The sequence below is a fragment of the Thalassolituus hydrocarboniclasticus genome (assembly GCF_025345565.1).
In the GTDB taxonomy this organism is placed as follows: Bacteria; Pseudomonadota; Gammaproteobacteria; order Pseudomonadales; family Oceanobacteraceae; genus Venatoribacter; species Venatoribacter hydrocarboniclasticus.
This window is the reverse complement of record NZ_CP054475.1, coordinates 1,981,346-1,994,174: the sequence shown is the minus strand read 5'-3', so window position 1 is coordinate 1,994,174 and position 12,829 is coordinate 1,981,346. Positions and strand designations below refer to the sequence as shown.

Genomic DNA, 12,829 nt, shown 5'->3' with positions numbered 1-12,829 from the left:
GTCGTGCTTAGCCGCAGAACACCAGGCGCACGCTGTCGAGCGCCAGTTGCGACTGGGCGATGGCATCAAGCACCGCGTCGCGCTCACGCTTAACATCGGCCACTAACAATGGCGAAATGTTCGGGTTTTGCTCACTCAGAGCGCTTAAGCGCTCAAGGCGGGCGGCAAAGGCTTCGCTGGCTTTATTGCTGGCGCGCTCGACCATCTTGCTCAGCTGAGCGCTACCCATTTTCTCCAGCTTATGGATCAGCGGCTGCACGGCTTCTGTTTTCTGCTCGACCAGGCCACGTGCGGTGCCACGTTTCAGCGGCAGTACAAAAGCCGGCAATTCGCCATCGTTAACCTTCAGCTCACCGGCCGGGGTCATCATCAGGTGCATGGCATTAGGTGGCAGGTAGCGTTCAACCGCCAGTGCTTTCGGTGCCGGGCAGCGGGCAACAAACTGCAGTTCAATAAAGCAGTCACCGGTACGGAAGTCGTGATCTTCGATATAGCCGGCGCTGGCGTTACCAGCCGGGCCGCTGGTGATCAGTTCCAGTGCCTGATCCACAAACGGGTGCTCCCAGCTCAGGAACTGCACGTCATCGCGGGCGAGGGCGATATCACGGCGGGTGGTGGCCATAAAGCCGTCTTCCGGCAGATGCGGCATATCCGGTACCAGCATATGGTCACCCGGTGCGATGGTGATGCAGTCGCCACCGAGATCGATCAGTTCCAGACCAAAGGCGTCGGCGAACAGCTCAAGGAAATCGTTCAGCTCGGCTTCGTCTTCGATATGGGTGATGGTCATGTCTTTCGCCAGACGACGGGCACGCTGCGGATGGCAGGAGTGCAGTTCCAGCAGGCGATCACGGCCTTCTTCCAGACTCGCCAGCAGCTCATCACGTTCCGTTGCCAGCTGACGGGTCAGATCATCCAGACCTTCGCCACTGATCAGTGCCTGCTCAATGGCGGTGCGGTGTTTTTCCAGCAGCGGCTGGGCTGCCGGGTTCGGGCGACTGAACAGGTCGATACCGGCGTGCAGCAATTGCGCCCAGCGGCCGCTGATGTGGTCGCTGAAGGCCGGAATATAGATTTTGATATCTTCCGCCTGACCGATACGATCCAGACGGCCAATGCGCTGTTCAATCAGGTCGCAGTTAAACGGCAGATCAAACAGCACCAGATGATGGGCGAACTGGAAGTTACGGCCTTCGGAGCCGATTTCTGAACACAGCAGAATACGTGCGCCTTGCTCATGATCGGCAAAGTAAGCTGCCGCCCGGTCACGCTCGACCAGATCCATATGCTCGTGGAACACCGCCACCTGAATGCCGCAGGTTTCCCACAGCCAGGCTTCCAGATCGAGAACCGTCTGTGCGGCATGGCAGATCAGTACGATCTTGTCTTTACCGGTGCTGGCCAGAATGTTCAGCAGCCAATCGGTGCGGGCATCATCATCGCACCAGCCGGTAACGCCCAGTTCGGGGTGCAGGTCAGCCAGTGTCGGCGTCAGACCATCACTTTGCGGCGCCGGCAGGGCGGTCAGTTGTGGCAGGCGTTGCGGGAAGCCGCTCACGCCATGGCGGGTGTTACGGTACAGCGCACGGCCCGGACCATGACGATCAATCAGGGTTTCCAGCAGGCGGTTACGCTGGGTGGCATCGCTGATGTCGGCCTTTGCATGATCCGGCATCAGGCGGGCGAGAGTAGCCTGTTGCTCTGCTGACAGGTCATCGCTGCCTGCCAGTGCAGCGGCCAGGTCTGCGACCGGCTGATAAGCCTGTTGTTCAGCCATAAACTGCTGCAGGGATGGATAACGCTCAGGGTCGAGCAGGCGCAGGCGGGCATAGTGCCCCTGCACACCCAGCTGCTCCGGCGTAGCTGTCAGCAGTAACAGGCCATCGACCTGACGCGACAGGGTTTCCACCAGTGCGTAGCCTTCGTCGAAACCGTCTTCGCTCCACTGCAGGTGGTGTGCCTCGTCGACGACCAGCATATCCCAGTCGGATGCACGGATCTGCGGCGCGATGGCGTCATGGGTAGCCAGTGACAGCGGGCAGAGGAATAACTGGCCGGTGGCGAAGATGTCATCGTCGCCATCTTCAAGCATGTCTTTGCTGACCAGTGAGAAGCGCAGGTTGAAGCGGCGGATCATTTCCACCAGCCACTGATGCAGCAGATGATCCGGCACCAGCACAAGGGCACGCTGGATGCGCTGTTGCAACAATAAGCGATGCAGAATCAGGCCCGCCTCAATGGTTTTACCCAAACCCACTTCGTCGGCCAGCAGTACGCGCGGAATAGAATCCTGAGTGACCTGTTCGGCAATATAGAGCTGATGCGGCAGCAGGCTGGTGCGGCCACCTAATAAACCGTAGAAAGGACGCTGACGCAGTTTGCTCAGTTGCTGCAGTGCCATCTGGCGCAGCTCGTACAGATTGTTGTTATCAATCTGACCGGAGAACAAGCGGTCGGTTGGCTGGTTTAACTGAATCTGGCCACTGAGGTGGATCTCAGAAATTTCGCGCTCACCGTCGCTGTAAAACACAATGCCGTCGATATCGGTCACGTCGGCAACGGTCAGGATGCTGCCATCCTGCAGCGGCAGCAGGTCACCTTCTTTGAAAATTACACGGGTGAGCGGGGCGTTCTGGCGTGAATAGCTGCGCACATCGTCGATGGCCGGAAAATAGATAGTAACGACCCGGAAGTCGACATTTTGCACAAGACCGAGACCGAGGTCGGTTTCGGCCTCACTGATCCAACGCTGACCCACTGTATACATATAAGCTTAACCTGCAGATATTTTGACGTGACAAACAGAACCCGGCGGCAGCATGGCAGCCGGTAAAAACAGGCGCGCAGTCTAGCGCAAGGGGGCTTTAAATCCCACCGGCAATGGCAGCTTATGGCCTGATAAACATCACCGTTCGTGTTTACATTGTTGCTGTGGCTTCTTACGATAGGCCAGCGTCCGCGATCATGCTCAACAAATGTTCAGAATCGCCCGAAAAACGCACACTGGAATCACATATAAGGACATTGACTATGGGTAAGACCCTGGCATTGATTATCGGTCTGCCGGTAATCGCCTCTGCTGCTGCCGCAGGCTATATCACCTATCAGAATATCGAACGCTATGATGCGTTTACCCAGACATCCCTGCGACAAGCAAACGACAGCCTTGCCTTGCAGGGGATTGCAATACAGCTGGAAGAGGTCAGTCGCGGACTGTTCGGAGTCACCCGGGAGGAGCTTTACCATGTTCGCTTGCTGGGTGAGGAATCTGCTGATTTGTTCAGCATTCGCCAGCAGGTAGTGATTGAGCCACACCGGGCATCCGGAACCTTTATCATTGATCCACAGTTGGGGCTTGCGGGCATGATGCTGCAGCAGATGCCGCAATTGCTGGCGGATCAGCAGGGCGAATGGCACCTGGATGGCGGCGATGATCGTATCCATGGTCGCTACCAGACCGGTGCCGTGAATATGACCTCCCCTGATGGCGGTACACTGTCTGTTGCACCACTGATTCTGCAGACGGAAACGCAGCTTGATGAATCAGCGCGCGGAACGGCCAGACTCAGTCTCGCCTCTGCGAGCCTGCAGGGCGGAGCACAGGGGGATGCCAGTCTGCAGCAGCTGGAGTTCAGCATTGTCACCAGCCAGCGCAATGGTACACCCTTTGTCGACAAAGCCAGCTACCACATAGGTGCGCTAAATGTTGATAGTCCGGTGGTGAAAATCAAACTGCAGGATCTGCAAACCGAGCAGGCAGCCCTGATCGATCGCGATGTACTGGCATCCCTCACGACTCTGGGGTTCAGCAATTTGCGCGTCAGTTCCGCGGATAAAGAAGTGAATGTCGATCGCAGCAATCTGTCACTCTACCTGGATGGTGTCAGCTGGTCAGGCTATCGCCACCTGATGGAAAAAGTGCAGAGCGCCGGTGATGATCAGGCGGCTATTGCCACGCTGCTGACGGATGCGAATGAGGTGTTGGCCAGTGGCGGCAGCCTGGCACTGGAATCTTTTGAGACGGCCTTTATGTTTAACGACCTGAGTCCGGGCGGCATAGGTGCCAGTGGCGACCTGAAACTGAACGGTAAGGTAAGTCTTCAGGCTGGTGACGCCGCCGGGCTGCCGCAGGCGCTCAGAGAGCGTCTTAATGGTGAGCTGCAGATCAACCTGAGTCAGAGCCTGATGCAAAGTCCGTTTGCGCAACAACTGATGAGCCTGCTGGAGGCCGGAATGCTGCACAGTCAGGATGGTCGGCTGGTCAGCCAGCTGAAGCTGCAACAAGGACAGTTGAGTGCCAACGACGTTGCTGTAGCGCTTTAGATTCTGGCGATAACCGCTGACAAACCGGAGCTATGGCTCCGGTTTTTTATAGGCCATGAATTGGGCCATGAATGATGAGTGCGGAGCATTAGGCTTAGCCGCCAGAGCAGACTGATCATCTGGCGGAGCTTGGCTCGGGGTAATGTGGCGGATCGGAGTAACGTGGCATTGGATCGGTTATTCGTTTTCCCGAGGTAGTGACATCCTTATATTTCCGATAATTGATATTATCGGAATAGGTGAATAGAGAGTAAAAATGCGGACGAAGCACGCCTTTAAGCCCTGATCCTGCTGGTTTGCACCAAAAGATTACCGGTTTTACTTCCGCTGCCAGGCCATCCCGGCATGACACCGCGATGTGCAGCGGTCCGGATTCAGATCACCACTGATAGCCCGCACCGGCATAAACCTGATGCTGAGTAAAATCGTACAGCTCAAAACGGTCATTCGCTTTACCCGCCATAACGCCGGCATGCAGCCGCCACTGATTTGTACGCCATTGCAGATCGGCACTGATACGCCAGAGCTCCTGACGGCGGCGCGCGGTTTTTTCTGTACCGTCGAGATCAATGATCGTCAGTGATTCATGGTACAGAGCATGGCGTTTTTCCAGCTGCGCGCGCAGGCTCAGTCCCTGCGTCCAGCTCATTCTTGTGCCGGCAAACACTGAGCGCAGCATACGACCGCTATTGGTGAATGATGTCTCCGTGCCTGATTGGCTGGTGTCTTCCAGCTGGTAGCCCAGCCAGCCACGCCAATAGTGACTGCCCGATCCCAGACTCAGGCGCAGGCGTTGCTGCAGGCGATCGTCTGTATTATCGCCAAAGCGATACTCATACCCGGCAGAATACAGGGCTGAGAGCTCTGCTCCATACTTCCGATAATTTGAAGATATATCTGCAAAAGGGGTTGCAGCATACGGCGCACCATCCCAGCGTTCGTAGCGCACACCGGCACGAACATCTGCAGCAACCGGCCCGGCTGTTGCAGACTGCCAGAGTTCTCTGTCAGCACTCAGCTGCAGCCAGTCAGGTGCATCATGGCGCTGATAATCACGGGCAAATACCGCAGCATTCCAGCCATTCGCAGGTGAATCAGCAGCCAGATACAGGTCGGTGTAATAATCAGCGGCGGCCAGTGAATGGTGCAGCTGATCCGGGTTGCTGTCATAACCACCCTGCACCTGCATAAACACCTGCGGCGCTGGGCTGGCGACTGCCTCTGCCTGCGCCAGGCGTTCACTGGCGAGAGCAACCAGTCGCGGGTCAGAATCCAGCCGCACCACCTGCTGCCAGTACTCACGCGCTTTGCCGGGATTGCTCAGTTTTGCTTCGGTCAGTCCGAGGTTGTAGCTGGCCAGTGCCTGCCAATCAGAATGTGCTGCAAGTTCAGTAAACGCAGTACGTGCGAGGGAGTACTGCGCCAGCCGGTAATAGCTGACGCCGATATTGTAAAGCAAGGCCGGGCTTTGATTGCCCGCCTGGCGGGTGGCGATAAAGTGCGTCAGTGCCGCCTGGTAATCTCCGGCACGGAAAGCCTCAACGCCGCTCTGGTAGCTGACCGGAGCAGCCAGCACATAGGGAGTATTGATGAGCAGCAGGATGAAAGCAGGCGTAAAAATAAGGTATCGCAATGAGATCTGTCATTCAGAACAAAGGCGGCAGTATACCTGCCCGGGCGACAGCCAGGCAGCCGCTTTCTGTATTAATGAGCAGTAGTTCAGTCTTTGTTCTGCCCCGGCGGCATATCCGGCCGGTTACCCGGATGGCCGTCCAGTTCACGCTGCTGGCGGCGTTCTGCCGCCGCTTCCTGTGCGCGTTCCCGTGCAGCTTCTCCCGGATTGCGGTTCATCTGCGCACCACTGTCAGAGCCGGCCCCGGCATTCTGGCGCGCCCGGGATGAAGCCGGCTGAGGCAGGCGAATTTCATGGTAAATCACATCCGGTGTCGCCTGCTCATCGATTACGTCGATGGTTACTTCCGCATCACTAATGTCTGCATGCGCAACGCTACTCAGCGTGCTGAAAAACATAGCAGCGACACTGAAAAGCATGACAGAGACGCGCGGCAGCGCTGCCAGATATTGTTCAACTGCCCCTTTCACGGGAGCCTGCGCGCGCTGCGGCATAACGTATTTTTGCATAGCCCCTCTCAACAACCCCATCAGATAGCTCTGGCCGGCATTTTCGCGTCAGCGGCCGGATGATCAAGATGTATCTGGATTTCTTTGTGCGACTGACCGTAACTCAGGGTTACCGTCAGTCCGCCATTGCTGACCGAATGAACACTCACGGGCAGCGTCAGGCGGTTGCTGCCCTGCTGCAGAGGTGTCTGCCAGCGAATCACCGGTTCATCGTAACCGGTCAGCAAAACCCCCTGGCCCGGCCGGATCTCAATGGTCGCCGACTCAATATCCGCAGGTGCGTTAAACACCAGGGCCACATTCTGTTGCCAGCTGAGATCCGCAGCCTGCTGCGAATTGAACATCACAGCTACCGCCATAAGCAGCAATGCGGCAAATGCCGACGCGGAGGGTAACAGCCAGCGCTTAGTTTCAGGCTGCGGCTGGCGCTGATACAGCAACGCCTCGCTGATTACCCGCTGACGAAAATCTGCAGCGGGCATAGGGACGGATGTCCGCAACTGCTGGCAAGCCTCTTCCAGGCGGAGCTCCCCGGCCACAGAGCGGCAATCGGGGCACGCAACCAGATGATCAAGCACTGCCGCAGAATATTCAGCGGCGCCCAGTTGTGGCCGGCATTGCTGACAGTTCATAAACAATACTCCGCTGATGATTGGCAGTTACTGTTAACACGTCCGGGTTGACTAAAACGATCCATGTAATTTTCCTTTCAGCTTCTCCCGCGCCCGGTGCAGGCGGGATTTTACCGTACCTTCGCTGATGCCAAACACCCCGGCGATCTCTGCGGTGGTGAATCCTTCCAGGTCGTGCATCAGCACAACATCCCGGTGATCGTCCGACAGCGAGGTAAGCGCCCTTTCCAGCTGCGCTGCCAGCGCCAGACGGTCTGGCTTGTCCATAACGCTGCTTTCTGCTTCTGCAGCGAAACCTGTTTCCGCACAATCTTCCGCCGGCAGAACCGGAGAGCGCTGGCGGCGGCGATACAGGTCAACGTAGCGATAATACAACACCCGGATCAGCCAGGGCTGCGGCTTATCGGCGGCTTCCAGCTCATCAAGCCGGTTAACAATGCGGATCAGCACATCCTGCACCAGATCTTCGGCGTCATGAGTGTTACGCGTCCAATGCCAGGCCATGCGATACATGGTCTCTATGTGGGGGCCGACCAGTTCACTGAAGCGGCGTTCTGAAGCACGCGCCGGGCGGAATAAACGGGTAAAAAACGCCAACGGCGGTACTCCGGAAGCAAAGGCAAATCATAATAGGCACAAGCAGGCTTGGTGTCTGCCTGTGCCTGTCACTCAGATACCGGAAAAATCCGCCTGAGTTGTCTGATCAGCCACCACCTCAGCGTTGGACTGCTCGGCAAAGGCGATAACATCATCGCTTTCCGCATCGTCAGTCGCAGCTTCACAGGTGTAAGCCAGGGTGTAGGTGCCTACCGGCATAAAACCTAACTCATAGCTGTACACACCTTCGTTTTCATTAACCAGTGCAGAGGTCAGCGGATCACCGGCATCGCCGTCCACATCATCCGCAACAACGTCACTACCGACAAAAGCGTACACTGCACCGGCATCCAGACTGGCGTCGGCGCAGGCGCTGACAATCAGCTCGCCTGCCACTGTGCCGGTAATGGTGCCGGACTGGGCGTTATCAATCAGACGCAGCGCCGGCTTAAGGTGCATACCCTGACCGCCTTTAGGATCGACAACAGACTTGCGCAGATCAAAGTCGATGGTGAAATCCGCACTGCCGCCGGCCAGCAGGGTAAAGCCGCGCACCAGTTTCAGGCCGGTCTGGCTGCCACTCGGTACGTATAACTCCTGCACGGAGCCATCTTCAAATTCGATATAGGAATCCAGCACACTATCCTGCTCGGCATTCACCAGCAGGTGCATCCACTGATACTCACCGGCTGGCAATTCCTGACCTTCAAGCAGGCTGGCAGAGTTGCTGCCCTGCAGCGCCAGCAGGTCAATGCTGCGCGGCTCATCAAACAGAATCTCGGTACGGCTGCCACCGGACTGCAGTTCAACACCACTGAAGCTGACAACAACCTTGCTGGCGGAGTCGACCGGAGCATCGGTCACATTCAGTGACAGGCGGCCAGCATCTGAACCGGAGGAGCTGCTGTTACAACCAGCAACCAGTGCAGACGTCACCGCCAGAAACAGTGAATTGCGTAACCAGTTAGTACGAAACATCGGAGTACCTCTTTATATGTTGGCGTGTGTGCAGTAACACGAACCAGGGCGGCAAAGGGTTCCATCTTTTTTTAATATTCTTTCACCCATTCCCGAAGTTACGAAACAATCATATAAAAAGCCTATTATTTCAATTGTATATAAGATTTACTTAAAGTTATTAATTAAGATCAGGATTGCAATTTCAGGCCCAGACAAGGGCGCACTGGCTCCTTCCGCGATTAGTCGTTATTCTTTGTTCAACTCTTATTTCCGATAATTCCCATGCTGAACACCCCTCCTGCCCCACTAATAGACCAGCTCGATTATCTGGGCAATCCGCTGAGCAGCGCCCGCCGGATTCTGGCGCTGCATCCCGAACTGCAGCGTATTGATGGTGCTTTTGAAGATCTGGTGCACAGTTTCAGTTTTCTGGTCAGCTACAACGGCAGTACCGCCACTTTCAACAGCTACCGCCGTGAAGTTGAGCGCCTGCTGCAATGGTGCTGGCTGGTGCGCGGCTGCGGTCTGGGTGAGCTTAAGCGACAGGACCTTGAGGCTTATATCCATTTCTGTCAGTCACCTCCCAAAGCCTGGATTGGCAGCAAACAGGTGGCGCGCTTTAAAAACCATCAGGGTGAACGGGTCGCCAATCCCGACTGGCGCCCCTTTGTGAATCAGGCGATCAAGGCCGACCCGCAGGCGCGCACTGCGTTTTCGCTGTCACAGAAAAGCCTGCAGGCGTTGTTCGCCGTACTCTCAACCTACTTTAATTATCTGCTGCAGGAGGATTACCTGCGCATCAATCCGGTGGCGCTGATCCGCCAGAAGAGCAAGTTTCTGCAGCGTCATGCCTATCAGGAGCCGGTGCGGCGCCTGTCGAATCTGCAGTGGGATTTCATTCTGGAAACCGTCGAGCAACTGGCAAAAGAAAGCCCGGCCGAGCACGAGCGCTCGCTGTTTGTGATGCGCCTGTTGTTTGGTATGTACCTGCGCATCTCCGAACTGGTGGCCGATGAACGCTCAACACCGGTTATGGGCGATTTTCATACCGATGCCGATGGTAACTGGTGGCTCAGGGTTGTCGGTAAAGGCAACAAGGCACGCCTGGTGACGGTGTCTGACGATATGCTCGCCGCGCTGCGCCGCTACCGCGAGCATCTGAATCTGCCACGTCTGCCCTATGTCGGCGAGCAGACACCACTAGTGCAACGACTGAAAGGACGCGGACCGGTGACCAGTACCCGTCAGATCCGTTATCTGGTGCAATCCTGCTTTGATCAGGCTTTTGAGCGTATGCGCAGTCAGGGGCTGGAAGATGAAGCGCAGGAGTTACGCGTGGCCACCGTGCACTGGCTGCGCCACACCGGTATTTCCGAAGATGTGAAATTTCGCCCCAAGGAACACGTTAAGGAAGACGCCGGTCATGCCAGCATGGCCACGACCGACCGTTACATCGACACCGAGCTGCGTGAGCGCCACGCCAGTGCCCGCCATAAAAAGCTGAAGCCGGAGCTGTAACCCCGGCTTCGCCTTTTTTAATCCCGGAATGCACCGCATGAAATGCGGCGCGAAACAGGCAGGTTCAGTGCATATACTGACCGCCGTTAGCGGAGATGTTGGCACCGGTCACAAAGCCCGCCTTTTCATCGGCCAGAAAGCTCACCACGCGGGCGATATCTTCTGGCTCGCCAAAACGGCCGACCGGAATACCCTTACGTATGTCTTCGCGGATCTCTTCCGGTACATCCATGATCATGCTGGTGGCGATATAGCCCGGCGATACGGTATTTACCGTAATGCCTTTGCTGGCAACTTCCTGCGCAACGGCCTTGGTAAAGCCGTACATGCCCGCTTTGGCGGCAGAATAGTTAGCCTGACCGAACTGGCCTTTCTCACCGTTAATGGAAGAGATGTTGACGATACGTCCCCATTTCTTCTCCAGCATGTCATTGATCACCAGACGGGTCATATAGAACACCGAGGTCAGATTGGTCTCGATCACGTCGTGCCAGTATTCCGGAGACATCTTGCGCAGCGTGGTATCACGGGTGATGCCGCCGTTATTAATCAGCACATCGATGGTGCCGAAGTCCTTGCGGATGCCCTCAATGCAGGCTTCACAGGAAGCGAAGTCACGGATATTGCCGTACGCCAGGGCGATGTCATATCCCTCTTCTTTCAGTTTATCCTGCCAAGTCTGCGCTTTGTCGTGGTTGCCGCCGTGATAGTAGCCGGCAACCACCTGGTAGTCATCGTCATGCAGCTGCTTGCAGATCGCGGTGCCAATGCCGCCGGTTCCGCCGGTTACCAGTGCAATTCGTTTTGTCATGTCCTACTCCTTCAGTTTCATGATGAGATCCCGCAACCCGCGGGGCGCTGTAACAGAGATTGCTGAGCCAATATGACACTACGATGACCCTGCACCATCTGGCAGTGCCACCTCCGGAAGCCTCATACTTTGGACTTGGCCAGGCCATGCACAAAGCGGCCGAAATTCACACTGGCCCGCCCTGCGGATGCCCTGTGGGCGGAAGTAAGATATAATCCGCACCCCCAATTTATTGCCCCTCCGTCGCCTTATGAAGTTCGTAATCAAGCTGTTCCCGGAAATCACCATCAAATCCACCAGTGTGCGCAAGCAGATGACCAAAATTCTGCGTCAGAACCTGCAGAACATGTTCCGCCGCCACGCCATTTCGGTAGATGTACAGAACCGCTGGGACAGCCTGATCGTTCTGGTCAACCGCGATGACGATGCGGCGCGCCGTCAGACCATTCAGATCCTGTCGCACACGCCAGGCATTGCGGCAGCGCTGGAAATCACGGAATACACCTTCACCACCCTGGACGAAGCCTATCAGCGCGTACGCGATGCCTACCGTGAGCGTGTCGCCGGCAAATCCTTTTGTGTTCGCATCAAGCGCGCGGGGCAGCACGATTTCACCTCCCATCAGGCGGAAATCTATATGGGCGGCGGCTTTCTGAAAGAAACCGAGGCGCTGCGCGTTGATCTGCACCGCCCGGAAGTGACCGTGCTGGCCGAGCTGCGTAACGACAAGGTTCAGGTGGTGCAGCAAACCATCAAAGGCCTGGGCGGCTATCCGCTGGGCAGTCAGGGCGAAGTGCTGAGCCTGATTTCCGGTGGCTTTGACTCCACCGTTGCCAGTTACCTGATGACCCGCCGCGGCCTGAAAACTCACTTTTGCTTCTTTAACCTTGGCGGCAGCGCGCATGAAATCGGCGTGAAGCAGGTTTCCCATTACCTGTGGAGCACCTTTGGTGAAAGCCACCGGGTTAAGTTTGTTACCGTGCCGTTCGAGAAGGTTGTGGCCGAAATTTTGACCAATGTCGATACCGGCCAGATGGGTGTTGTACTCAAGCGTATGATGCTGCGCGCCGCCTCGCGCGTGGCTGAAAACCTGAACCTGCCGGCACTGGTGACCGGCGAAGCCGTGGCTCAGGTCGCCAGCCAGACCATTACCAATCTGGCGGTGATTGATGACGTTGCCGACCGCATGGTGCTGCGCCCGCTGGCGGCTATGGATAAGCAGGACATCATCGATACGGCGCGTCGTATCGGCACCGAAATGTTCGCGGCTACCATGCCGGAATACTGCGGTGTGATTTCAGTGAATCCGACCACCGTGGGTGATCGCAGCAAAGTGGCCGAAGCTGAAGCCAAGTTCGATATGGCGGTGCTGGAGCAGGCGCTGGCCGATGCCACCTACCAGCGCATCGACGATGTGCTTAATGGCGCCGAGAGTGGCCTGGAGAATGTCGATATTATTACTACTCCGGGCCTGAATGATGTAATCATCGACATCCGCCACCCGTCGGAAGCGGCCGACGCGCCACTGACGCTGACCAACAACAGCGTGCTGACCATTCCGTTCTTTGATCTCGATAACCGCGTGAACGAACTGACAAAACAACAGCCAGACACCCGCTTCCTGCTCTACTGCCAGAAAGGCACCATGAGTAAGATTCATGCCCATCACCTGATGAGCGAGCAGCGTGGTAACTTTGCGGTGTTTATGGAGCCGGGCTTTGTTAAGCCAGCCTATAAGGCGGAAGCCAGCGACAGCAGCGAAGACTAAAACCCTGCTGGGCGCATAAAAAAAGCCGGAGTGGCTGTCGATACTGAACAGTCACCCCGGCTTTTTTATGACCGGTAT

General features: G+C 56.5%; 10 protein-coding genes. 3 read left to right on the top strand and 7 right to left on the bottom strand.

The genetic code is table 11. From position 1 onward, the window contains the following. Positions 1–7: 7 nt before the first annotated feature. Positions 8–2,767, bottom strand: a complete 2,760-nt coding sequence (gene rapA, locus HUF19_RS08695; RefSeq protein WP_260999413.1) for an RNA polymerase-associated protein RapA — start codon at positions 2,765–2,767, stop codon at positions 8–10. 263 nt (positions 2,768–3,030) lie between these two features. Here rapA and HUF19_RS08690 point away from each other — a divergent pair, with 263 nt between their 5' ends. After that, entirely contained in the window at positions 3,031–4,323 is a 1,293-nt protein-coding gene (locus HUF19_RS08690; RefSeq protein WP_260999412.1) for a YdgA family protein, read from the top strand. A 379-nt stretch (positions 4,324–4,702) separates the two neighbouring features. Here the strand turns inward: HUF19_RS08690 and HUF19_RS08685 are convergent, their stop codons facing one another. The 5 genes from HUF19_RS08685 to HUF19_RS08665 form a co-directional block, all read right to left on the bottom strand. Then, entirely contained in the window at positions 4,703–5,956 is a 1,254-nt protein-coding gene (locus tag HUF19_RS08685) for a tetratricopeptide repeat protein (RefSeq protein WP_260999411.1), read from the bottom strand. A gap of 86 nt (positions 5,957–6,042) precedes the next feature. Beyond that, positions 6,043–6,465, bottom strand: a complete 423-nt coding sequence (locus tag HUF19_RS08680; RefSeq protein ID WP_260999410.1) for a hypothetical protein — start codon at positions 6,463–6,465, stop codon at positions 6,043–6,045. 20 nt (positions 6,466–6,485) lie between these two features. Continuing rightward, positions 6,486–6,947 carry a hypothetical protein gene (locus HUF19_RS08675; protein ID WP_260999409.1) on the bottom strand — a complete coding sequence of 154 codons (462 nt, stop codon included), beginning with the start codon at positions 6,945–6,947 and terminating at the stop codon, positions 6,486–6,488. Positions 6,948–7,148: 201 nt separating this feature from the next. Continuing rightward, positions 7,149–7,694 carry an RNA polymerase sigma factor gene (locus HUF19_RS08670; protein ID WP_260999408.1) on the bottom strand — a complete coding sequence of 182 codons (546 nt, stop codon included), beginning with the start codon at positions 7,692–7,694 and terminating at the stop codon, positions 7,149–7,151. Positions 7,695–7,766: 72 nt separating this feature from the next. Then, entirely contained in the window at positions 7,767–8,672 is a 906-nt protein-coding gene (locus HUF19_RS08665) for a DUF4382 domain-containing protein (RefSeq protein ID WP_260999407.1), read from the bottom strand. A 264-nt stretch (positions 8,673–8,936) separates the two neighbouring features. On the opposite strand from HUF19_RS08665, the gene HUF19_RS08660 reads away from it, so the two are divergent. After that, positions 8,937–10,172 (top strand): tyrosine-type recombinase/integrase, encoded by a 1,236-nt coding sequence (locus HUF19_RS08660; protein WP_230332782.1) that lies wholly within the window; start codon positions 8,937–8,939, stop codon positions 10,170–10,172. Between the two features lie 64 nt (positions 10,173–10,236). Here HUF19_RS08660 and phbB read toward each other — a convergent pair whose 3' ends face one another. After that, complete coding sequence (gene phbB / locus HUF19_RS08655; protein WP_260999406.1) at positions 10,237–10,983, bottom strand: acetoacetyl-CoA reductase; 747 nt, start codon at positions 10,981–10,983, stop codon at positions 10,237–10,239. Between the two features lie 250 nt (positions 10,984–11,233). On the opposite strand from phbB, the gene thiI reads away from it, so the two are divergent. Further along, positions 11,234–12,751, top strand: coding sequence for a tRNA uracil 4-sulfurtransferase ThiI (gene thiI, locus HUF19_RS08650; RefSeq protein ID WP_260999405.1), 1,518 nt, complete (start codon positions 11,234–11,236; stop codon positions 12,749–12,751). Positions 12,752–12,829 lie beyond the last annotated feature (78 nt).